20 protein-coding genes are annotated in these 21,722 nt (G+C 73.8%); 5 read left to right on the top strand and 15 right to left on the bottom strand.

The window, feature by feature from the left end:
• Positions 1–36: 36 nt before the first annotated feature.
• Complete coding sequence (locus ACQEUR_RS01145; protein WP_433024103.1) at positions 37–975, top strand: GNAT family N-acetyltransferase; 939 nt, start codon at positions 37–39, stop codon at positions 973–975.
• Here the strand turns inward: ACQEUR_RS01145 and topA are convergent.
• From topA to ACQEUR_RS01115, 6 genes are all read right to left on the bottom strand, one after another.
• A complete protein-coding gene (gene topA, locus ACQEUR_RS01140; RefSeq protein ID WP_433024101.1) occupies positions 961–3,834 on the bottom strand; it encodes a type I DNA topoisomerase in 2,874 nt (957 codons plus the stop codon). The genes ACQEUR_RS01145 and topA overlap by 15 nt on opposite strands.
• Before the next feature lie 374 nt (positions 3,835–4,208).
• Entirely contained in the window at positions 4,209–4,943 is a 735-nt protein-coding gene (locus ACQEUR_RS01135) for a hypothetical protein (RefSeq protein ID WP_433024099.1), read from the bottom strand.
• Positions 4,934–5,476 (bottom strand): hypothetical protein, encoded by a 543-nt coding sequence (locus ACQEUR_RS01130; RefSeq protein WP_433024097.1) that lies wholly within the window; start codon positions 5,474–5,476, stop codon positions 4,934–4,936. Before ACQEUR_RS01130 ends, ACQEUR_RS01135 begins: the two co-directional genes overlap by 10 nt.
• Before the next feature lie 159 nt (positions 5,477–5,635).
• A complete protein-coding gene (locus ACQEUR_RS01125) occupies positions 5,636–7,996 on the bottom strand; it encodes a sodium-translocating pyrophosphatase (RefSeq protein ID WP_433024095.1) in 2,361 nt (786 codons plus the stop codon).
• Positions 7,997–8,279: 283 nt separating this feature from the next.
• Positions 8,280–8,714 (bottom strand): ATP-binding protein, encoded by a 435-nt coding sequence (locus tag ACQEUR_RS01120; RefSeq protein ID WP_433024093.1) that lies wholly within the window; start codon positions 8,712–8,714, stop codon positions 8,280–8,282.
• 19 nt (positions 8,715–8,733) lie between these two features.
• Entirely contained in the window at positions 8,734–9,090 is a 357-nt protein-coding gene (locus ACQEUR_RS01115; protein ID WP_433024091.1) for an STAS domain-containing protein, read from the bottom strand.
• 160 nt (positions 9,091–9,250) lie between these two features.
• Here ACQEUR_RS01115 and ACQEUR_RS01110 point away from each other — a divergent pair, with 160 nt between their 5' ends.
• Both ACQEUR_RS01110 and ACQEUR_RS01105 read left to right on the top strand, forming a co-directional pair.
• Positions 9,251–11,734, top strand: a complete 2,484-nt coding sequence (locus tag ACQEUR_RS01110) for a DEAD/DEAH box helicase (RefSeq protein ID WP_433024088.1) — start codon at positions 9,251–9,253, stop codon at positions 11,732–11,734.
• Positions 11,735–11,817: 83 nt separating this feature from the next.
• Positions 11,818–12,027: a hypothetical protein gene (locus ACQEUR_RS01105; RefSeq protein ID WP_433024086.1), complete on the top strand. Its 210-nt coding sequence runs from the start codon at positions 11,818–11,820 to the stop codon at positions 12,025–12,027.
• Positions 12,028–12,200: 173 nt separating this feature from the next.
• On the opposite strand, the gene ACQEUR_RS01100 is transcribed toward ACQEUR_RS01105, so the two are convergent.
• On the bottom strand, positions 12,201–12,893 hold the full coding sequence (locus ACQEUR_RS01100; RefSeq protein WP_433024084.1) for a GH12 family glycosyl hydrolase domain-containing protein: 693 nt from the start codon (positions 12,891–12,893) through the stop codon (positions 12,201–12,203).
• 244 nt (positions 12,894–13,137) lie between these two features.
• Between ACQEUR_RS01100 and ACQEUR_RS01095 the strand changes: the two genes are divergently transcribed.
• Positions 13,138–14,172: a questin oxidase family protein gene (locus ACQEUR_RS01095; protein ID WP_433024082.1), complete on the top strand. Its 1,035-nt coding sequence runs from the start codon at positions 13,138–13,140 to the stop codon at positions 14,170–14,172.
• 3 nt (positions 14,173–14,175) lie between these two features.
• Here the strand turns inward: ACQEUR_RS01095 and ACQEUR_RS01090 are convergent, their stop codons facing one another.
• From ACQEUR_RS01090 to ssd, 8 genes are all read right to left on the bottom strand, one after another.
• On the bottom strand, positions 14,176–14,868 hold the full coding sequence (locus tag ACQEUR_RS01090; protein WP_433024080.1) for an RraA family protein: 693 nt from the start codon (positions 14,866–14,868) through the stop codon (positions 14,176–14,178).
• A gap of 101 nt (positions 14,869–14,969) precedes the next feature.
• A complete protein-coding gene (locus ACQEUR_RS01085; protein WP_433024078.1) occupies positions 14,970–15,383 on the bottom strand; it encodes an Rv3654c family TadE-like protein in 414 nt (137 codons plus the stop codon).
• A gap of 272 nt (positions 15,384–15,655) precedes the next feature.
• Positions 15,656–16,024: a TadE family type IV pilus minor pilin gene (locus tag ACQEUR_RS01080; RefSeq protein ID WP_433024076.1), complete on the bottom strand. Its 369-nt coding sequence runs from the start codon at positions 16,022–16,024 to the stop codon at positions 15,656–15,658.
• On the bottom strand, positions 16,021–16,191 hold the full coding sequence (locus ACQEUR_RS01075) for a DUF4244 domain-containing protein (RefSeq protein ID WP_433024074.1): 171 nt from the start codon (positions 16,189–16,191) through the stop codon (positions 16,021–16,023). The genes ACQEUR_RS01080 and ACQEUR_RS01075 overlap by 4 nt, the downstream gene beginning before the upstream one ends.
• A gap of 22 nt (positions 16,192–16,213) precedes the next feature.
• Positions 16,214–16,948, bottom strand: coding sequence for a type II secretion system F family protein (locus ACQEUR_RS01070; RefSeq protein ID WP_433024072.1), 735 nt, complete (start codon positions 16,946–16,948; stop codon positions 16,214–16,216).
• Positions 16,948–17,853, bottom strand: a complete 906-nt coding sequence (locus tag ACQEUR_RS01065) for a type II secretion system F family protein (protein ID WP_433024070.1) — start codon at positions 17,851–17,853, stop codon at positions 16,948–16,950. Before ACQEUR_RS01065 ends, ACQEUR_RS01070 begins: the two co-directional genes overlap by 1 nt.
• A complete protein-coding gene (locus tag ACQEUR_RS01060) occupies positions 17,850–19,079 on the bottom strand; it encodes a TadA family conjugal transfer-associated ATPase (protein WP_433024068.1) in 1,230 nt (409 codons plus the stop codon). The genes ACQEUR_RS01065 and ACQEUR_RS01060 overlap by 4 nt, the downstream gene beginning before the upstream one ends.
• The gene (gene ssd, locus ACQEUR_RS01055; protein ID WP_433025847.1) at positions 19,076–20,134 is read right to left on the bottom strand and encodes a septum site-determining protein Ssd; all 1,059 of its coding nucleotides are present in this window, start codon (positions 20,132–20,134) and stop codon (positions 19,076–19,078) included. The genes ACQEUR_RS01060 and ssd overlap by 4 nt, the downstream gene beginning before the upstream one ends.
• Before the next feature lie 521 nt (positions 20,135–20,655).
• Between ssd and ACQEUR_RS01050 the strand changes: the two genes are divergently transcribed.
• On the top strand, positions 20,656–21,705 hold the full coding sequence (locus tag ACQEUR_RS01050) for an alpha/beta hydrolase (RefSeq protein WP_433024066.1): 1,050 nt from the start codon (positions 20,656–20,658) through the stop codon (positions 21,703–21,705).
• Positions 21,706–21,722: the final 17 nt, after the last annotated feature.

Here is a 21,722-nt window from a genome sequence, read left to right as displayed (position 1 = left end):
TGACCGGCGGGGTGGGTCCGGGGTATACCTGCTCCGGTGACCCCGGACGCGCCACGGATCCGCCCCTACTCCGACGCCGACCTGCCCCGACTGCAACGGACCTTCCAGGGCTGGATCGCCGAGGCCGGCCGGTGCGGGTACGACCACGTCGGCGAGCTGCCGCACCGGATCTACGAGAACCTGCGGGGCCGGCGGCCGGTCGGCGAGCTGGTCCAGCTCTGGGAGTCCGCCGGGGAGATCGTCGGCCTCGCCGTCAACCTGCGTTTCGGGGCCGCGTTCGACGTCTTCGCCGCTCCCGCCCTGCGCGGCACCGGCGCCGAGCTGGCGATGCTGCGGGTCGCGGCCGAGACGACGACCCGGCTGACGGCCGGCACCGAACCCTTCGTCCTGACCGACGTCTTCGACTGTGACACCGTACGGATCGACCTGCTCACCCGGCTCGGCTTCGTCCGCTTCCGCACCTGGGACGACGTCCGGGAACGTGACCTGGCCGGGCCGTTGCCCGCGCCCTCGGTGCCGCCGGGCTTCCTGGTCCGGGCCGCCCGGCCGGCCGACGCCGAGCGACTGGCCGTCGCCCGCAACCAGAGCTTCGGCGAGGACTGGACCGGGGAGCTCTACTCCTCGGCGGTGATGGCGAAACCCGGCTACGACCCGGAGCGGGAGATCGTCGCCGAGGCCCCGGACGGGCGGATCGCGGCCTTCGCCGTCTACTGGACCGACGACCGCAACCGGGTCGGCCACGTCGAGCCGGTCGGCACGCACCGGGAGTTCCAGCGACGCGGCCTGGCCCGCGCGGTCATGCTGGAGGCGATGTACCGGATGCGGGCCGCCGGCATGACCACGGTGACCCTCAACCACAACTCCGACAACCTGGCCGCCCGCCGGCTCTACGAGTCCCTCGGGTTCGCCAAGCGCCACGAGACGTACGGCTTCCGCCGGCCGCTGCCCGGCCGGGGAGAGTCAGCCGTCGGCTGACTCCCGGGCCGCCGCCTTCTTCGGCGCGGCCTTCTTCGCGGTCGTCTTCTTGGCGGTCGTCTTCTTCGCCGTCGTCTTCTTGGCCGGCCCGTCCGCCTCGGCGCCGGTCGCCTTCGCCGCCTTCTTCGCCGGAGCCTTCTTCGCGGTCGTCTTCTTGGCCGCCACCCGCTTGCGCGGAGCCGGCCCCTTGGCCCGCTTCTCGGCCAGCATCTCCGAGGCCTCCTCCAGGGTCAGCGCCTCCGGAGTCTGGGCGCGCCGCAGCGACGCGTTGGTCTCCCCGTCCGTGACGTACGGCCCGAACCGGCCGTCCTTGATCACCAGCGGCTTCTCGGTCAGCGGGTCGGGGCCCATCTCCCGCAGCGGTGGGGCCGCCGCCCGGCGCTGCCGGGCCTTCGGCGCCGCCAGCAGGGTCAGCGCCTCCTCCAGGGTGACGGTGAAGAGCTGGTCCTCGGACTCCAGCGACCGAAACTCGTCGCCGCGCTTCACGTACGGGCCGTAGCGACCGTTGGCGGCCAGCACCTCGCCGCCGTCCGGCGCCACCCCGACCACCCGGGGCAGGGTCAGCAGCCGCAGCGCGTCCGCCATCGACAGCGACTCGGGCGACTGCGAGCGCAGCAGCGAGGACTTGCGTTCGCCGCTGGCCACGTACGGACCGAACCGGCCCGACTTGAGCACGATCGGCTCGCCCGTCTCGGGGTGCTCGCCGAGCTTGCGCTCGCCGCTGCCGCCGAGGAACAGCTCGTGCACCTTCTCCGGGGTCAGCTCGTCCGGCGCGACGCCCTCCGGGATCGGGGCCCGGTCACCGGTGTTGCCGCCCTCCTCAGCGCCGCCCTCGCCCTCCGCGCCCTGCTCAGCGGCGTCCCGGGACTGGCCGTTCGGCTCCGCGCCCGGCAGCCCGCGCTGAAGGTACGGCCCGTACCGGCCGACCCGGACGACGACCTCGCGCCCCTCCTCGTCGAGGAAGAGCGGGATGGAGTTGACGCTGCGGGCGTCGATCTCGCTGAGGTTCTCGGTGACCATCTTCTTCAGGCCGCCCGAGCGGGCGACCGAGTCGTCGCCGGCCACGTCGCTGCCGAAGTAGAACGAGGTCAGGAAGTCCACCGCCGCGTGGTCACCGCCGGCGATCTCGTCCAGCTCGTTCTCCATCGCGGCCGTGAAGTTGTAGTCCACCAGGCTCGGGTAGTGCTGCTCCAGCAGCCCGACCACGGCGAACGCCAGGAAGGACGGGATCAGCGCCTGACCGCGCTTGAAGACGTACCCCCGGTCCTGGATGGTCTGCATGATCGACGCGTACGTCGACGGGCGGCCGATGCCCAGCTCCTCCAGCGACTTGACCAGCGACGCCTCGGTGTACCGGGACGGCGGCTGGGTGTGGTGCCCGGTCGCGGCCAGTTCCTCGGCGCTCAGCGGCTGGTCCTTGACCAGGTTCGGCAGTCGCCGCTCGGCGTCCTCGGCCTCGGCGTTCTCGTCGTCGGAGGACTCCACGTACGCCCGCAGGAAGCCCGGCTCGGTGATCGTCTTACCGGTGGCGCCGAAGTCCGCCTCCTCGCCGGAGGTGGAGACCGCGCGGATCCGCACCGACACGCTGGAGCCGACCGCGTCGGTCATCTGGGAGGCGATGGTCCGCCGCCAGATCAGCTCGTAGAGCCGGAACTCGTCGCCGGAGAGCTCGTTCGCCACCTCGCCCGGGGTACGGAAGTTGTCGCCCGCCGGCCGGATGGCCTCGTGCGCCTCCTGGGCGTTCTTGACCTTGCCGGTGTAGCGGCGTGGCTCCGGCGGCACGTTCCGCTCGCCGTACAGCTCGGCGATCTGCCGGCGGGCGGCGGCGATCGCCGTCTCCGACAGGTTCACCGAGTCGGTACGCATATAGGTGATGTAGCCGTTCTCGTACAGCCGCTGGGCGGTGCGCATCGTCTGCTGCGAGGAGAAGCGCAGCTTCCGGGCCGCCTCCTGCTGGATGGTGGAGGTGATGAACGGCGCGTACGGCCGGCGCCGGTAGGGCTTCTCGTCGACCCGGGTGACGGTGAAAGGCCGCCCGTCGAGCCGGGCGGCCAGTCCTCGGGCCCCGTCGGCGTCGAGGTGGGTGACGCCCGCCCCGGGACGCACCTGGCCGGTGGTGGGCTCGAAGTCCTTGCCGGTCGCGATCCGGTCCCCGTCCAGGGCGACCAGGGTGGCGTGGAAGCTGCGTGGCCCCTCGCTGCCGTTGCGCACCGCCAGGGTGGCCAGGATGTCCCAGTACTCCGCGCTGCGGAACGCCATCCGCTGCCGCTCGCGCTCCACCACGATCCGGGTCGCGACCGACTGCACCCGGCCGGCGGAGAGCCGGGGCATGACCTTCTTCCACAGCACCGGGGAGACCTCGTAGCCGTAGAGCCGGTCCAGGATCCGCCGGGCCTCCTGGGCGTCCACCAGGTCGCGGTCGATTTCCCGCGGGTTGGCCACCGCCGCCTGGATCGCCTGCCGGGTGATCTCGTGGAAGACCATCCGCTTGACCGGCACCTTGGGCTTGAGCGTCTCGACCAGGTGCCAGGCGATCGCCTCGCCCTCGCGGTCCTCGTCGGTGGCGAGGAAGACCTCGTCGACCTCCTTGGCCAGCTTGGTCAGCTTGCTGATCTGCTGCTTGCGGTCCGGGGAGACGACATAGAGCGCGGCGAAGCCGTTGTCGACGTCCACGCCGAGCCGGGCCCACGCCTCGCCCTTGTATTTGGCGGGCACGTCGGCGGCGTTGCGGGGCAGGTCACGGACGTGACCCAGGCTGGCCTCGACGACGTACCCCGGGCCGAGATAGCCCGAGATCGTCTTGGCCTTCGCCGGTGACTCGACGATGACCAGACGGGTGCTCCTGGCGTTGCTCGGCACGTCTCTCCCTGACCTCACTCCGGTGTTCCGCCCGCGGCCCGCGCTGGCCGCGCTCGGCGCCGACGGGGAATCCGCCCGTCGGTTGGCCGGATGTCCAACGTAACGCGCTGCCCGACTTCTGGGTTGCGCGGGCGGCCAAGAGCCCCGCCGCGCTGCGGTGACCTGGTGCGACAACCCGCCTCGGTGGGTCATGCCGGACGGCGACACCGTACACCGGCGGGCATTCGGTGCGGGGGTGGCCGGAGGGATCAGGCGGTCGGCGAGCCGTCGAGGTAGGGAGGATTGCGGCAAATCAGGCAGCACGCTGTCCAGGATGTGACACCGGTGCCCCCGGCCCCCGGGTCTGCCCGGGCGCCCTCCCCGACCGGTCCGGATCAGCTCGGCGCGGCCGGCCACTGGCTCGGCGGGGCGGCGGCGGGCCGGTCCCCCACCAGTTCCGCCAGCCGGGCCAGCCGCCGTCGCCCGGTGATCCGGTACGCCGGCCCGCCCGCCCCGGGGTCGAGCAGTACCGCCGGCAGCCCGATCGCGGCCAGTGCCGCCCCGACCTGCTCCCAGCCGCTCTCGTCGGAGGGATCGAGCCGGAGCACGAAGCCGAGCGGCTCGGGGCCACCCGCCGCGGCCGTCCAGAGCCGCAGTCGGGGACCGTTCAGGAAGAAGTTCAACGGCGGCCGCTTCACGGTGCCGCGCAGCCAGCTCGCCGCCAGCGGGGCGAGCAGGGTGGTGTACGAGGTGCTCACGCCGTGCCGCTCCTCCACCCGGCCGAGCCAGCTCGCCCGCAGGCCGCGACGGGCCAGCTCCGCCACCAGCACGTGCACCCGCCAGGCGGCGTCGACGACCATCGAGACCCGGGCGGTCCCGCCCATCCGGACCAGCTCGGCCGGCCCGGCGAGCAGCCCGGCCAGATCGGCCGGCGCCGGATCGGCGGCCTCGACACCGAACAGCGAGAGCTGCCGGGCGGATCTCCGGAGCGGCTGCGCCGGCTCGGACCCGCCACCACCCTCCGCCGGCGGATCAGGTGAGCCGGACGTACGCTCGCCGCCGCCCGCCGCCGGTTCGGCCGATCCGACCGGGCCGGGCGGCGTGGCTGGGGTGGGCGGCCTCAGCGACACTCCGGGACCTCGTCGAAGGCCTTCTTCAGCTCCACCGAGTCCAGTTGGCTGGTGTCCAGCGCGCTGGCGTCGTACTCCTTGTTCAGGGTCTCGACGGCAGCCCGGACACCGTCGTAGAAGGTCTTCGCCTGGCCGGTGCCGAGCTGCTCGATCGACTCGCTGGCCTTGCCGTACGCGTTCCGCACGGCGGTCAACTTCGCCAGGAAACCCCGGGAGACGGCCTCGCCCTTGTCCGTGTCCGGTACCCCGGCCGCCTGCACCCCCCTGCGGGCGGACTCGCTGGCGGCCTCCGCGCCGCGCAGCAGGCGGACCAGGTTCTCCTTGGCCTGCGCCGGGCTGGTCTGCGCGGTCATCTGCTGCTGGGTGCTCCGGGTCAGCGAGGCGATCTCGGCCCGCCACGGTGCCAGGGCCGCGCAGACGGCGGCGGCCCAGGCCTGCGGAGTCGGCCCCCCAGCACAGGCCCCGGCGAGTAACACGATGGTGCACAAAACCGCCGTTAACCTTCGGGCGGCTGCTGCGCGGGGCGTACGCATGCGTTGCAGCGTACGGGTTCGGCTTGAAATCGCGAGAGGGATAGTCGGCCCGGCGACCGTGCCCGCGACACCGGACCGCGCCGGCCCGGGGAACGGGCCGTCGGGCGGCGGGCCGGACCCGACCCGGTACGGGACGAGTCCGGCACCGCCGCCCATCGTTCAGGCGTTGACGGTCTGCGGCTTCTGGTCGGGGCTGCCGCCCGCACCGCCCGGGTCCCCGCCCGAGTCGGCCATGGCCACCGGCTTGCGCTTGCTGAAGATCACCGCGGCGACCACGACCAGGGTCGCGACGACCGCGATCGAGATCCGCAGCGGGGTGTTCCGGTCCTCACCCACGCTGTAGGCCACCACCGCGGGGGCGATCAGCAGCGAGACCAGGTTCATCACCTTGAGCAGCGGGTTGATCGCCGGCCCGGCGGTGTCCTTGAACGGGTCACCGACGGTGTCGCCGATCACCGTGGCCGCGTGGGCGTCGGAGCCCTTGCCGCCGTACGCGCCGTCCTCGACGAGCTTCTTGGCGTTGTCCCAGGCACCACCGGAGTTGGCCAGGAAGACCGCCATCAGCGTGCCCGCCCCGATCGCCCCGGCCAGGTACGCGGCCAGGGCACCCGGGCCGAGGCCGAAGCCGACCGCGATCGGGGCCAGGATGGCCAGCAGGCCGGGGGTCACCAGCTCGCGCTGCGCGTCCCGGGTGCAGATGTCCACGACCTTGCCGTACTCCGGCCGCTGGGTGCCGTCCATGATGCCGGGCAGCTCGCGGAACTGCCGGCGTACCTCCATCACGACCGCGCCGGCCGAGCGGGAGACCGCGTTGATGGCCAGCCCGGAGAAGAGGAAGACGACCGCGGCACCGATGATCAGCCCGACCAGGTTGCGCGGGTTGGAGACGTTCAGCGCCTGCAGGATCTCCCCGCCGACGTCCTGCACCCCGGCGGTGACGTACGCCGCGTTGAGGGTGTCGGTGTACGACCCGAACAGCGCGGTCGCGGCGAGCACCGCGGTCGCGATCGCGATGCCCTTGGTGATCGCCTTGGTGGTGTTGCCGACGGCGTCCAGCTCGGTGAGCGTACGGGAGCCGTGCTCGTCGATGTCACCGGACATCTCGGCGATGCCCTGCGCGTTGTCCGAGATCGGACCGAAGGTGTCCATCGCCACGATCACGCCGACGGTGGTGAGCAGGCCGGTGCCGGCCAGCGCGACCGCGAACAGGGAGAGCGTGATCGAGCTGCCGCCGAGCAGGAACGCCCCGAAGACACCGGCGCCGATGAGCAGCGCGGAGTAGACGGCCGACTCCAGGCCGACGCTGATGCCGGCGAGGATGACGGTGGCCGCACCAGTCTGCGAGCTCTTGCCGATGTCCTGCACGGGCCGGCGGTTGGTCTCGGTGAAGTAGCCGGTCAGCGCCTGGATGGCGGCGGCGAGCACGATGCCGATCAGCACCGCGCCGATCGCGACCACCCGCGGGTCGCCGTCCACGTCGGGCACCCCGCCGCCGAAGTCGGCGAAGTCACCGGGCAGGTAGGCCCAGGCGGCCGCCGAGACCAGGATCGCGGAGAGCCCCGCGGAGAGGTAGAACGCCCGGTTGATCGCGGTCAGGCCGGAGCGGTCCGAGACGCGCAGCCGGGTGATGAAGACCCCGACGATCGCGATGAGGACGCCGATGGCGGAGACGATCAGCGGGAAGACCAGGCCCTCCTCGCCGAACGCCGCCCGGCCCAGGATGAGGGCGGCGACCAGGGTGACGGCGTACGACTCGAAGAGGTCGGCCGCCATGCCGGCGCAGTCGCCGACGTTGTCGCCCACGTTGTCGGCGATGGTCGCCGCGTTGCGCGGGTCGTCCTCCGGGATGCCCTGTTCGACCTTGCCGACCAGGTCGGCGCCGACGTCGGCGGCCTTGGTGAAGATGCCGCCGCCGACCCGCATGAACATGGCCAGCAGGGCGGCACCGAAGCCGAAGCCCTCCAGCACGGTCGGCGCGTCGCCCTTGTAGAGCACGACGACCAGGGCCGCACCGAGCAGGCCCAGGCCGACGGTGAGGAAGCCGACCACGCCGCCGGTACGGAAGGCGATCTGCATCGCCTTCTCCCGGCCGCCCTCCCTCTCCCGGGCCGCCGCCGCCACCCGCAGGTTGGCGCGGGTGGCCAGCGCCATGCCGGCGCCACCGATGATCGCGCTGAACGCGGCACCCACCACGAAGAAGGCGGACCGGCCGAGCTTCACCAGGGTCTCGCTGCCCTCGGTCTCGTGCACGGGCAGCAGGAAGAGGAGCACCACGGCGATTACCACGAATATGCCGAGGGTCCTGAACTGGCGGATCAGATACGCCGAGGCGCCCTCCTGGACCGCACCGGCGATCTCCTGCATTCTGGTCGTGCCCCTGTCGGTGGCCAGCACCGCCTTGGTGAGGGCGAGGGCGAACCCGAGCGCCACCAGCGCGATGACCGCGGCGATGATGACGTACGTCAGGTTCCCACCGTCAAGGGACAGGCCGTCGGTGTCGACGGCCAAGTTCTGGGACATCTATGTCCTCCTGTACCGAACATCGCGCCGGCCGGCGGACGAACCGGCCAGACGTCTCCACGCGTGGAGTGACAACTCGCAAGCGTCCCCAACGGCCGTGGCCGTCAAACCGACGATGACCTGTCCCACAGGAGCGGGACCAGGGCACTTGCAGATAACCCCGGGTACTCTAGCGGCCCCTGGTGTTGGAGGTCACACAGAGGACCCACCATGTCGCGATGATCTTCGTCGCTGTGTTAGCACCGCTCGTCTGGTATCCGGCGGACCGCGCCGCGCCCCGGCGCTATCGACGGACCGGCCAGGCCATCCGGACCTCGGTGCCGATCCCCTCGTCCACGGGTCGCACCTGCAGGTCCTCCACGAAGCCGGCCAGCAGGGCGAAGCCGACGCCCACCGTCAGCGCCTCGTCGGTCAGGGACTCGTCGGCGAGTTCGTCCGGCGGCAACGCGGCGAGGCCGAGCCCGGTCTCGATCGGCGCCCGGTCGATCACCCGGACCGTGTACGTCTGCTGGTCGGACATCTCGACCTGCACCAGGTCGGGGAGGCTGTACTGGCGGTGCAGGGCGACCGCCCGCGCGCAGGCCTCGCCGATCGCCAGCCGTACCTCGTCGAGGAGTTCCTCCGCGACGCCGGCCCGGCGCGCCACCGCGACCCCGACCAACCGGGCGGTACGGACGTGCACCGGTGCGGGCGTGAACGCCAGCTTGACCGTCGCCATCGCTCGTCGTCCGTCGCCGCTACGCACCGGAACCGGACGGGTTCGCGGCGACCGCGGCGTCGACCGTGGGGTAGATCGGGAACACCTGGTCGAGGGCGGTGATCCGGAAGATCTTCAACAGCGGTTCCTTGTCACAGACCAGCCCGAAGGTGCCGCTGGCGGCGCGCAGCCGCTTGAGGGCGCCGACCAGCACACCGAGGCCGGTGGAGTCGAGGAAGTCCACCCGGCCGAGATCCACCACGACCCTGCGCGCCCCGCCGTCGACCAACTCGACGAGCCGTTCACGCAGCCGGGGGGCGGTGTAGACGTCCACCTCGCCGCCGACCTCCAGCACCGTGTGCTCACCGACGGCGCGGGTCGTCAGCGACAGTTCCATCAGTCCTCCTCTGACCGGCCCAGGAACGCTCCTGGGCATCTAACCACCGACCGGCGGCGGAATCGCATCGACCGGCGGCGCGGCGCAGCCCCACCCGCCACCCGGCCTTACCCACCACCCGGCTTTCCCACCCCCGCACACCAGTGCGAGAGTGCAGGACGTGACGTACGCAGCCACAGTATCGGCCGGTTCCGGGGCGGACCCGCCCCGCCGGCCCGCCGGGCCCCGGTCCGGCGAACTGCTGGACCGGCTGCGCGCCCGCACGCCCGGCGGACCGGCCGGCGACCCGGTCACCCACGTCGAGCGGGTACCCGCCCGCGCCGGGGTGACGGCACCCTGGCCGGAGTGGGTGCCGGAGCCGCTGCGCGCGGCACTCGCCCGGCAGGGGGTCGTCACGCCGTGGCGTCACCAGGCCGAGGCGGCCGGACACGCGTACGCGGGTCGGCACGTGGTGATCGCCACCGGCACCGCGTCGGGCAAGTCGCTGGCGTACCAGTTGCCCGCCCTGGCCACCCTGCTGGCCGACCCCCGCGCCACGGCGCTGTACCTGGCACCGACCAAGGCGCTCGCCGCCGACCAGCTGCGCGCCGTCGCCGGCCTGGACCTCGACGGGGTACGGCCGGCCTGTTACGACGGCGACACCCCGCGCGCCGAGCGGGACTGGATCCGCCAGCACTCCCGGTTCGTGCTGACCAACCCGGACATGCTGCACCACGGCATCCTGCCCGGCCACGCCCAGTGGTCCACCTTCCTGCGCCGGCTCGCCTTCGTGGTGGTCGACGAGTGCCACACCTACCGTGGGGTGTTCGGTTCGCACGTCGCGCACGTGCTCCGCCGGCTGCGCCGGCAGGCGGCCCGCTACCAGGGGGTCCCCCGGCAGGCCGGGCCCGGCTCCCGGCGCACCCCCGCCCCGCGCGGGGTGGCTCCCGCCGGGCCGTCCGACACCCCCGTCTTCGTGCTGGCCTCGGCGACCTCCGGGGATCCGGCCACCGCCGCCGAGCGGCTGACCGGGTTGCCGGTCACGGCGGTCACCGAGGACGCGTCGCCGCGCGGCGGGGTGACCTTCGCGCTCTGGGAACCACCGCTGCTGCCGACCGAGCCCGGCGCCGCCGAGTCCGTCGCGGGCCTGGACGCCGCACCGGTACGCCGGTCGGCGCTGCGGGAGACCGCCGACCTGCTCAGCGACGCGGTGGCCGGCGGGGTACGCACGCTGGCCTTCGTCCGGTCCCGGCGGGGCGCCGAGGTGATCGCGAGCAGTGCCCGGCGTTCCCTGGACGAGGCGGTACCCGGGCTCGGCGGCCGGGTCGCCGCGTACCGGGGCGGCTATCTGCGCGAGGAACGCCGGGCGCTGGAACGGGCGCTGCTCGACGGCGACCTGCTCGGGCTCGCCTCCACCAACGCGCTGGAACTCGGCGTCGACCTGGTCGGGCTCGACGCGGTGCTGATCTGCGGCTATCCCGGCACCCGCGCCTCGCTCTGGCAGCAGGCGGGTCGGGCCGGGCGCTCCGGGCAGGAGGCGCTCGCCGTGCTGGTGGCCCGGGACGACCCGCTGGACACCTATCTGGTGCACCATCCGGAGGCGCTGTTCGGCCGGCCGGTCGAGGCGACCGTGCTCGATCCGGCCAACCCGTACGTGCTCGGTCCGCAGCTGGCCTGCGCGGCGGCCGAGGCGCCGCTGACCGCCGCCGACCTGACGCTCTTCGGCGACGGGGCGAAGGAGGCGGTGGCCACGCTGGTGGCCGGGGGCGCGCTGCGGCAGCGCCCGACGGGCTGGTACTGGCGGCACACCGGGCGGCCCGAGGTGGACCTGCGTGGCACCGGCGGTTCACCGGTCAACGTGGTCGAGTCGTCGACCGGGCGGCTGCTCGGCACGGTGGACCCGGCCTCGTCGCACTTCCTGGTCCACCCGGGCGCGGTCCACCTGCACCAGGGCGTGTCGTACCTGGTGGACGAGTTGGACCTGACCGACGGGTGCGCGCTGGTACACGCCGAGGAGCCGGACTGGTCCACCCATCCCCGGGACGTCACGTCGCTCTCGGTGGTCTCGGTCCGGTCCTACACCGACGCCGGCCCGGTCGGGATGTTCCTCGGCGAGGTCGACGTGACCAGCCAGGTCGTGTCGTACCAGCGCCGGCGGATCGCCTCGGGCGAGGTGCTGGACACCCGGCCGCTGGACCTGCCGACCCGGGAGCTGCGTACGGTCGCGGTCTGGTTCACCGTCTCTCCCGAGTCGCTGGCCGCGGCCGGGGTCGAGGTGGCCGACGTGCCCGGTGCGCTGCATGCCGCCGAGCACGCGGCGATCGGGCTGCTGCCGCTGGTCGCCACCTGCGACCGCTGGGACATCGGCGGCCTCTCCACCGCGAACCATCCGGACACCGAGGCGCCGACGGTCTTCGTCTACGACGGCCACCCGGGTGGTGCGGGTTTCGCCGAGCGGGCGTACCGGGCGGCGGCGTCCTGGCTGACCGCGACCCGGGACGCGATCGCGGAGTGTGCCTGCGAGGCCGGCTGCCCGTCCTGTGTGCAGTCCCCGAAGTGCGGGAACGGCAACAACCCCCTGGCCAAGGCGGAGGCGGTACGGGTCCTGGAGGTCGTGCTGGCGAACCTTCCGGACGGGCCGCCGGCCAACGAGGCAGACAGATAGTCGGTATTGGCAGGCATAGATCTCGGACGATCCGGTTAAGTTAGTCTGGGAGCGCTTCCACGGATCCGTCTGAGGGGGAAATCGTGGCCGATACCATCGCCGAGACCGTCGAGCTTCTGTACAGCATCGACCAGGACCACCTCACCGTCGACCAGCAGATCGCACTCTCCCAGGCGTACGCGGCGCTGGCCCAGGCCGAACGCCTGGAGCAGATCCACCAGATGCTGCACAGCATCCACCAGGTACTCAACAGCTGGGTGGTGCGGCGGGCGACCGAGGGCGGCCTGCACTGAACCGGTTCAGCTGGCCTGCCGCTGCCCGGCCCCGCCGCTGCCCGGCCCCGCCCCGCCGCGGCCCGGCGCCGGGCCTTGCCCGCGCCGCCGTCGATTGACGGGACGACGGCGGAAGGCCGTCTGACGTACCGGCGCGGGCCGGGGCCGGCACGAGGCCGGCCCCGGTGCGGGCGTCAGCCGGAGACGGAGAAGCTGTTCGTGACGAAGTCACGCCCGCCGGCGGACGAGGTGATCTCGTAACCGAGCTGGACGTCGCCGATGGTGACGTCGCCGAACCAGCCTCGGTCGCGGATCCAGGTCGCTACGGCCCGGACGTCGACCGTCCCGGCGTTGGTGTTGCTGGTACGGATGAAGGAATAGACCTGGTTGGAGCCGTTCGAGCCCCGGTAGATGTCCCAGGTGTGGCCGCCGACCGCCGCGGTGACCTGGAAGCTGCCGAGCGGACCGACCGGCCCGTACTTGTTCATCCAGAGCATGATCTCGTGCGCGTGGTCGGACGACCAGATGTCGTACGAGGTGGTGAAGGCGACGCCGCTGGTCGGGACGGTGACGTTGAAGCTGGTGGTGACCGGGCCGAGCTGGCTGACCCGGCGGCCTATGTAGCGGGTGGCGTTCGGGTAGGACTTGATGCCCCCGGTGTTCGGGTGGTCGGCCCAGACACCCCAGTTGCTCGGCGAGTTGGCCCAGATGGTCTGCGACCCGTGGCCGGAGCCCCAGATGTTGTTGTAGAGCGTGTAGCCGCCACTGGACCAGGTGCCCCAACGGTCGCTGGAACTCCAGACGACGGCCTGGGCCGGAACGGCGGTGACGAGCAGGACGACGGCGAGCGCGAGGGCGCCGATCGCCAGGCGGGCGGTGCGCAGCATGATGACCTCCTGTGGACCCGGCGGGACGGTGCCGGGATAGCCCGGAGTCGAATCGCTTCGACTTCCGGGGCGGGGAGAATGCCGCGCGACATGGCTTCCGGGCAAACTTAGTTTTCCTTCTAAACAAAAGTCAAGAGATACCCGTCGATGCAGTCGGGCGCGGCGACGCACGTCGCCGGCAGCCGTGGCCCGCCCACCCCGGCGGGTTGACCTGAAGTTCGGTTGAAGGTGCAACCTCGTACGCATGGCGGACTCGATGCTCGACGAGGCGTACGAACGACTGCGGGAGACCGGCCCCGAGCGGGACGGCTGGCTGTCGAACCACGCACCGATGGCGGCGGAGGCGCTGGTACGGCACGGGCACGGGGAGGCCGTGCACCGCTGGCTGGACGCGTACGCGGATCGGCTGGAGGAGCGGCCCCGAGGGATCTGGCCGATCCCGGTGGACGAGTGGCGGGACCCGCTCGGTGACCCGACCCGGGCCGGCGACTGGCTGGACTACTTCGAGCGTGAGCTGGCCGCCGAGCCCTGGCGAACGGTACTCGCCCGCTGGTGGCCACGGCTGCTGCCCGGCATCGCCGCCGGGGCCACCCACGGCGTGATCCGGGTGGGGCACGCCGTGCGCGCGCTGCTCGACCAGGAGACCGCGCCACGGCTCGCCGAGTTCGGCCACGGGCTGGCGTACTGGGCCGCCCGGTGGCAGCCCCTCGCCCCGCCCGGCGCCGGACCGTACCGGAGCACCGACCCCCGGTCCGCCCTGGACGGGGTCCCCCTGGTTCCCGATCAGCGTTACGGGGCTCGGGCGCGCCTCGCCCAGCTCGCCGACCTGCCCGGCTGGCCGGCCGCCGCCGGTATGGTGCCGGGTCGGCCCGGGCAGGATGTGCCGATCCGTCTGGCGGCCATCGTGGACGCCGCCGTCGTCCGGTACGGCAGCCACGGATATGCCAGCCCGATCATGCTCGTGCACGCCGCGACCGCACCCAACGCGGTGCTGCGCACCCTGCCGGCGCTGCCGGTGACGTTGTGGGGCCCGAGCCTCGACGCCGCCTGGGCCGCGACGGCCGCTGTGACCGCCGCCTACGCTCCGGCCGAGCCGCGCTCCCGCCGCCCGGCGGACCCCGCCCCGCAGATTGACGAAGTGATGAGCCGGGCCGCGGACTCCGGTGACGCGCACGCGATCAAGTTCGTGGACACCGCCGTCGACGTGTACGCCCGGGGTGGCCGGCCGTCAGTGCTGGCGCTGGCCCTCTACTCGGTCGAACTGATCAACGGCGCCTGACGGCTACTCCTCGATGGCGCCACCGATCCGGCGCAGGTGCCGACGGAAGGTGTACGACGGATCGGCGGCACGCCGCCCGAGGTAGTCGTCGAAGGCGGTCTGCTGGCGCAGCGTCTCGCCCGCCCGGATCCGCTGGGCCTGTTCGCGTTCGACCTGCCAGATCCCGTGCGCCGTGGCCAGCACCTCCGCCGCCCGATCGGCGGGAACGAAGAGCACCCCGTCGTCGTCGCCGAAGACGACGTCCTCCGCGCGCACCAGGTGCGGACCGAACCGGGCCGAGACGAGCGCGTCGGGCTCCCGCTCGTCCAGCCGTACCGGACCGGGGGGATAGCTGCCGTAGCTGAAGACGGGCAGGCCGATCTCGACCAGTTCGGGCGTGTCCCGGTGCAGTCCCCAGATCACCAGTCCGGCCAGCCCGGTGGCGCCGGCCTCCAGCACCGCCAGGTCGCCGACACAGGCCTCGTCGGACCGCCCGCCGTTGTCGACGACCAGCACGTCACCCGGTTCGGCCCGGCCGTACGCCTCGAGGAAGACGTCCACGCTGCCGTAGTGGCGTACCGGCAGCGCCCGCCCCGCGATCCGCTGGCCGGCGCCGATCGACCTGATCCCGGCGGGTGCGGCGCGCAGCGGCACACCGGTGCGGAGGCAGGCGTCGGCCACCAGGGGTGTGGACAGGTCGGCGAAGGTCTTCAGCATCGTTCTTCCTCACTGGACCGCGCCGGGGTCGCCGGAATGCGGCGGTGCGGCGCGGTGCGGTCACCTTATCGATCCCGGAGGTTCCGCCGAGCGGCGCGCACTCAGCCCTCGGCCCGGACCGGCCCGGCTCGGGCGGTCGCGCTGGCGACCCTGCTCAGCCCCGGCAGCGGTACGACGGCGACCTCGACGGTGAGCTGAATGTCGAGGCCGTCCAGGGTGCACCCGCTGACCCGCGCGCTGTTCCCGGCGGCGATGGCCGAGGCGTGTGCGCAGGCCGCCGATGGTCCCTCCAGCGCATGGACGGCTCCGGCGAGCGCCCCGAGGTCGGCCGCGACCCGGGCCTGGTGTCGGGCCACCCGGGCGGCTCCGACCGCCGCCGCGCCGAGGCTGAACACGACCAGCACCAGCCCGATCGCCAGCAACCAGAGGGTGGCGCTGCCCCGGTCGCGAGGAGCGCGCCGTCGTCCCGCCCTGGCCCCGGAGAGCCCGCCTCCGGGCAGGCCGCGGTGGCGCACGGCCGGCCCGTCGTGGCGCACGGCCGGCCTGGCCTGGCCTGCGGCCCGCCCGTCGTGGCGCACGGCCCGCCCGTCGTGGCCTGCGGCCCGCCCGTCGTGGCGTGCGGGGTGACCGTCCTGGCCTGCGGGGCGCCGGTGCTTCCGTCCCGGCCCGCGATGACGCGGCCCGGCGCGGCGATCCCGCCTGCCGGGACCCTCACCCTGGCTGCGGCCCGGTCCGCGCGCCGGCGGCCCTGCCGCGCCGGGATCCCGCCCGGTCCCCGGGTGGCCGGTCACGACGCCGGCCCTGACGCACCGGGTTCCACCGCCGCCACCGCGGTCGCGCTCACCGTCAGCCGCGGCAGCCGGGCGCCGAGTGCCCGCACCGGTGCCCGTACGGTAGCGACCACCCGGTCACCGTCGGCGGCGACCGTCACCGTCGCACCGTCCGGGGCGGCCTCGGCACCGGCCGCTACCCCGGGCGCACCGCGGGAAGCGGCCAGAGCCGCCTCCCGCGCCGCGTCCACGCACTGCGCCTTCGTGGTCACCGCGGTCACGGCGGTGAGCCCGGCCAGCAGCAGCAACAGCAGCGCCGGCAGGCCGGCCGCCAACTCGGCGGTGAACGAGCCCCGGTCACGGTCGACCAACCGGCGCGGTCTCACCTCAGTGCCCGGTCGATCACGCCGGTCAACGCGGCCTGCACGTTGCCCGAGGTCAGCACCTTCAGCAGGATCCCGGCGAAGGCGACCGCGGCCAGGGTGCCGACGGCGTACTCCGCCGTGTTCATCCCCGCGTCGCCTCGTAACCGGGCGATCATTTTGCGCAGCATGGAGTTCCCTTCTCGATGATGGTCACAACACGTCGCCGAGTACGGCGACGATCACCGGCACCAGACCGGCGAGAATGAAGGCGGGCAGGAAACACAGGCCCAGCGGTAACACGATCAACACGCCGGCCCGGCGCGCCGCCGCCTCGGCCGCGGTGGCCCGGTCGGCGCGCAGGTCGTCGGCGAGCCGGGTCAGCGCCCCGGCCAGCGCGGCGCCGCTGGCCGAGGAGCGGACGGCGGCCAGGGTCAGGCGTTCGGCGCCGGGCACCGGGCCGAGCCGGCTCCAGGCCTCCTCCGGATCCCCGCCGAGCCGCAGGGTGCGACCGACCTCGGCCAGCCGCTCGCCCAGCGGCCCGGCGAGCGCGTCGGCCACGGCGGCGACGGCCCGGTCGACCGGTGCACCGGCCCGCAACGCCGCCGCCAGCAGGTCCGCCGCGAGCGGCAGGTCGGCGGCCTCGCGCAGCCGACGACGCCGGGTCGCCGCCGGTTCGAGCCGCCGCAGCAGCCGATCGAGGAGGACGCCGGTGAGCATCCCGACCAGTAATCCTGGCCAGCCGCCCAGCAGGATGCCCGCCGCCACACCGCCCAGTCCGGCGCCGAGCCGGATCGGGTCGAGCCTTCCTGACCCGGCCGGCCGCTGTCCGGGCGAACCGACCCTGGCCAGGCGGTACCGGGCACGTCGACGCGTCGGGGTGCGGACGCCGGCCACAACCAGGGCGACGCCGGCCAGAGTCGCGGCGACGAGGACGGGAAGGGACATCACGCCACTCCGGCGGTGGCCCGGTTGCCCGTCGGGCCACCGCTGAGCCGGTCCGCCCAGCCGAGGCCGGCGAGTTGCAGGACGATGGCGCCCACCGCGCACGCCGCGCCGATCGGGGTGTGCAGGAGGATCCGCAGCGGGTCGACCCCGATGCCGTAGCCCAGGGCGATCCCGCCGAGCGGCAGGCCGGCCAGCAGCCAGGCCGTGGCCCGGGCCCCGGCCGCCTGCGCCTCCGCCGCCGCGAGGCCACGGTCCATCGCCCGCGCATCCGCCTCGATCCGCTCCACCAGGTCGGCCAGGGGTGCGCCGGTCTCCTCGGCGAGTCGGGTCGCCGCCCGGGTCAACTCCGCGATCCGGCCGGCTCCGAGTGACGGTGCCGCGATCGGGGCCGGTCCGGCAGCGGAGTGGGCCAGCAGCGGCGGTGGGAGTCCGGCGCGCAGGTCGGCGGCGAGCGCACAGAGCTGATCCAGTTGGCGCCGGTGCTCCTGATCGGTCAGGACCCTGATCCGGCGCCGTACCACGCCCCGCGCGGCGAGTCCGGCGTACGCCCCCGCCGCGATCGCGGCGACCGGGCCACCGGCGAACGCCCCGAGGCACCCGCTCACGATGCCCACGACCAGGACGACCCGGCGGGGCCGGCGGGGCCGGGCGGAGAGGACCAGCGGGTCCGCCCACCGCCACCACCGGTGCTCCGGCGACACCTCCCGTCCGGCCCGGCCGACGGGCTCACCCGGCCGCACGTCCCGGCGTCCCTCCCGCCGCCCGCTGGGCAGCGCGAAAGCGTCCCGAGCCGGGTGGCCGGGGGTCAGCACCGCGCGTCGCCGGGCCCGGCGACGCGCGATCGGCCAGCCCAGCAGCATCCCCGCCGTGGCCAGGCAGGCGACCACCAGCCACCCGCCGGTCACGACCCCTCCCGTGGAGTTCCCCGCCGCACGGATGCCACCTCCGCCCCGGTTCCGGCGGTGTTGTGCAGCGGCGGCGGAACCGAAACGCCCCGCTCTGCGATCAGGGTGGCCAGGGCCGGTGCCGCCGGACCCGCCCCCCGGCCTCGTCGCCAGGCCGGTACGGCGGTGACCAGCCGGTCCGGCCCCGCCGGCAGCAGCAGACAGACGCTCTCCAGCACCCGGCCCTCGGTGCCGCGCCGAACCTGGAGCAGCACCTGCAGGGCGGCGGTGACCTGGGCGTGCAGGGCGGGTCGCGGCAGCCCACCGAGCAGTCCGAGCGCCTCCAGCCGGGCCGGTACGTCGGCCGGGGCGTTGGCGTGCAGGGTGCCGGCCCCACCCTCGTGCCCGGTGTTGAGTGCGCAGAGCAGGTCCACGACCTCTGCGCCCCGGCACTCCCCGACCACCAGCCGGTCCGGGCGCATCCGCAGCGCCTGCCGGACCAGGTCGCCGAGCCCGACCGCCCCGGCGCCCTCCACGTTGGACGTGCGGGCCTGTAGGCCGACCACGTGCGGGTGCACCGGTCGCAGCTCGGCGGCGTCCTCCACCAGCACGATCCGCTCGTTGGGCGGCACGAGCCCGAGCAGGGTGTTGAGCAGGGTGGTTTTTCCGGAGCCCGTACCGCCGATGACCAGGTAGGCCAGCCGGGCGGCGACGACCGCGGCGAGCAGTGCGGCGGCGGGGCGGGCCACGGTGCCGTGCCGGATCAGCTCGTCGAGGGTGAACGGGTGCTGCCGGAACGTACGCAGCGACAGGTAGGGCCCGGTCGTCGCCACCGGCGGCAGTACGGCGTGCAGGCGCGTCCCGTCCGGCAACCGCGCGTCGACGTACGGGCTGCCCTCGTCGAGCCGTCGACCGCAGGCGGCGGCGAGCCGCTGGGCGAGTCGGCGTACCTCGTCGGGGCCGCCCAGCGGGATCGGCACCGGGCAGAGACCCTGTCCCCGGTCGACCCAGACCTGCGCCCCGTTGACGAGTACGTCGGTGACCTCGGCATCGGCGAGCAACGGGGTGAGCGGGCCGGCGCCGACGAGGTCGTGGTGCACCCGGGTGGCCATCCGCAGCACCGTCGTGTCCCCGAGGACGGCGGTGCCGGGTTCGGCGCGTACGGCGGAGACGACGGCGGCGGGTGTCACCGTCGTACCGTCGGCGGCGAACCGGCGCCGGACCCGGGCGGCCAGGTCCTCGCTCATCCGGCCGCTTCCGCCGGGGCGCCGGTGGCGCCGGTGAGGTCGGTGACGATGCGCTGGCACAGGGCGGCGAGCGGCCCGCGCCCGCCGGCGGTGGGTGCCTCGCCGCGCTCCAGGCTCCGGCACAGGCCCGGCTCGGGGCGCAGTGTGCCGACCAGCGGCAGGTCCAGCGCGCGGGCGACCTCGCGGGCCTTGAGCCGTCCGGGCGCCGGCCCCCGGACGATGACGGAGAGGTTGACGCAGTGCATCGCGGCGACCGCCGCCACCCGGGCTGCGGCGGCGGTGGCCCGCAGCTCGGCCGGTACCAGCACGAATGCCTGGTCGGCGGCCTGCAACGCCAGTACGGACGCGTCGTCGAGGTGGCGGGGCAGGTCGACCACGACGATGTCCCGGCCACGGCGGCCGGCGTCCATCGTGGTCGCCATCGCCTCGGTGGGCAGCGCGAGCAGATCGCCGCGGTCCCAGGAGAGCATCACCAGGTCACCACGACTGGGCAGCGCGCGGACCAGAGCCGGCGGATCCACCCGGCCGTCGGCCTCGGTGAGCGCGGGCCAGCGCAGCCCTTCCAACTGTTCCCAGCCGAGGACCAGGTCCAGCCCGCCGCCGAGCGGGTCGGCGTCGACCAGGAGCGTGCGCAGGCCGAGCCGGGCGGCGGTGACGGCGAGCCCGCCGGCCAGCACACTGGCGCCGGCGCCGCCCCGGCCACCGATGACGGCGACGACCCGGGCGGGGCTGCTGCCCCCGGCCGAGCTGTCGGCGAACCGGTCGACCAGCCACGGCTCGGCCGCCGGCAGCATCGCGACGTGCTCGGCGCCGATCAGCTCGGCCAGCTCCCAGCCGGGGTCGCCGGGTTCGGCGTGGCCGACGAGGACCACCCGGGGTCGACGAGGCAGCCGCGCCCGCAGGCAGGGCTGGGCCTGGTCGGTGCCGACCAGCACGAGCGGCGCGGCGGCCCAGCGGGACCGGGCGGCAGCCGGATCGGTGGCCACCTCGACCTCGGTGCCACCGGCTGCGGCGAGCCGGAGCAGTTCGTCGAGCAGCTGATTGTCCGAGGTCACGACCAGCGGTAGGCGCGGTCCGACATGGACCGGGGTACGGGGTGGCATCACGTCCTCCAGGCGGTGGCTCGGCATCCTGCGGTGGCTCCGGTTACCGGCCCACCTTGGCGCCGACGCCGACCGCCGCCAATGCCCCGGAACGCCGCCTGTGGATAACTGACCTGGGTGTGGATAACTGCCACGCGAGGAGTCGATCTGCTATGTGGCGCGGGCGGACGGGCGCCGATTTCATCGACCGCCTACCCGGGCGATGACACACTCCGGTCCATGTCGAGCCTGGTCATCCCGGGTGGGGTTTCGCGCCGGGCGTCCGCTCGGAGGTCTGGACCCTCTGAGGCGGTGGGCAGCCCGGCAGCCCGGCGCGCGCGATGTCGCACCGTGGCTCCTGCCCCGACTTCCCTGACGGCAGCGGATTCCACCGGTACGCGGCGCGGCCCGGCCGGCCATATCCGGCGCCGGTCCGGGTACGCGTGCCGCGACACGTCCGCCAGCGCACCCGTGAACTGGAAGAGGAGGCCGTCATGGCGCAGTCCGTCAGCACCGTGGTCCTGGAGCCGGCCGCGCGGCAAGTCGCCCAGATGACCGCCAACCCGCCGTTCCCGTTCCAGCTCGGGCCCGAGCAGGGGCGCGCGAAGCTGGCCGAGTTGCAGTCCGGCGACATCCCCCGCCCGGAGGTGGACATCGAGGACATCAGTGTCTCGGGTGGCCCGTCCGGGCAGGTGCCGGTACGCATCGTCCGTCCCAGAGAGACCGGCGGTGACCAGGACGGCATGGACGGGAGCGGGCTGCGGGACCGGCTCCGCGCGGCGGCGCAGGGGATGATGCGGCCGAAGCGGACGGGGACGCTGCCGGTGGTGCTCTATCTCCACGGCGCCGGTTGGGTCTTCGGGGACTCGCACACCCACGACCGGCTGATCCGGGAACTCGCGGTCCAGTCGGGTTCGGCGATCGTCTTTCCGGAGTACAGCCGGTCGCCGGAGGCGCGGTACCCGACCGCACTGGAGGAGTGCTACGCGGTGGCGCAGTGGATCGCCGCCCAGGGCGCCGACCAGGGCCTCGACCCGTCCCGGATGGCGATCGCGGGTGACTCGGTGGGCGGCAACATGGCGACCGTGCTGACGATGATGTCCAAGCAGCGCAACGGTCCCCGCTTCCTGGAGCAGGTACTGCTCTACCCGGTCACCGACGCCAACTTCGACACCGGGTCCTACCGGGAGTTCGCTGAGGGCTACTACCTGAGCCGGGCCACCATGATGTGGTTCTGGGACCAGTACCTGCCCGACCAGTCCGCGCGGTCCAGCCCGATGGCCGCCCCGCTGCGGGCGAGCATCGACGAGCTTCGGGGGCTACCGCCCGCGCTCGTCACCACCAACGAGGCGGACGTGCTGCGCGACGAGGGCGAGGCGTACGCGGCGAAGCTGCGCCAGGCGGGCGTACCGGTGACGCACGTGCGCTACCAGGGCACGATCCACGACGTGGCGATGCTGGATTCGCTGGCCGGCACCCAGGCCGCGCAGGCGGTCACCGCCCAGGCCGCGATGACCCTGCGGCACGCCCTGCGGGCCGGCTGACCGCCCGCGCTTCCGTC

Origin of the sequence: Plantactinospora sp. CA-290183 (genome assembly GCF_050936375.1) — a bacterium.
Taxonomy (GTDB): domain Bacteria; phylum Actinomycetota; class Actinomycetes; order Mycobacteriales; family Micromonosporaceae; genus Plantactinospora.
This window is presented reverse-complemented; position numbering and strand designations above follow the sequence as displayed.

Bases quoted from the DNA above. Each gene is read 5' to 3' on its own strand.
- ACQEUR_RS01090 (WP_433024080.1), bottom strand. From the start codon at position 14,868: ATGCTGAAGACCTTCGCCGACCTGTCCACACCCCTGGTGGCCGACGCC.
- ACQEUR_RS01095 (WP_433024082.1), top strand. From the start codon at position 13,138: ATGGCGGACTCGATGCTCGACGAGGCGTACGAACGACTGCGGGAGACC.
- ACQEUR_RS01130 (WP_433024097.1), bottom strand. From the start codon at position 5,476: ATGCGTACGCCCCGCGCAGCAGCCGCCCGAAGGTTAACGGCGGTTTTG.
- ACQEUR_RS01125 (WP_433024095.1), bottom strand. From the start codon at position 7,996: ATGTCCCAGAACTTGGCCGTCGACACCGACGGCCTGTCCCTTGACGGT.
- ACQEUR_RS01100 (WP_433024084.1), bottom strand. From the start codon at position 12,893: ATGCTGCGCACCGCCCGCCTGGCGATCGGCGCCCTCGCGCTCGCCGTC.
- ACQEUR_RS01050 (WP_433024066.1), top strand. From the start codon at position 20,656: ATGGCGCAGTCCGTCAGCACCGTGGTCCTGGAGCCGGCCGCGCGGCAA.
- ACQEUR_RS01070 (WP_433024072.1), bottom strand. From the start codon at position 16,948: ATGTCCCTTCCCGTCCTCGTCGCCGCGACTCTGGCCGGCGTCGCCCTG.
- ACQEUR_RS01120 (WP_433024093.1), bottom strand. From the start codon at position 8,714: ATGGCGACGGTCAAGCTGGCGTTCACGCCCGCACCGGTGCACGTCCGT.
- ACQEUR_RS01075 (WP_433024074.1), bottom strand. From the start codon at position 16,191: ATGCTGCGCAAAATGATCGCCCGGTTACGAGGCGACGCGGGGATGAAC.
- ACQEUR_RS01060 (WP_433024068.1), bottom strand. From the start codon at position 19,079: ATGAGCGAGGACCTGGCCGCCCGGGTCCGGCGCCGGTTCGCCGCCGAC.
- ACQEUR_RS01115 (WP_433024091.1), bottom strand. From the start codon at position 9,090: ATGGAACTGTCGCTGACGACCCGCGCCGTCGGTGAGCACACGGTGCTG.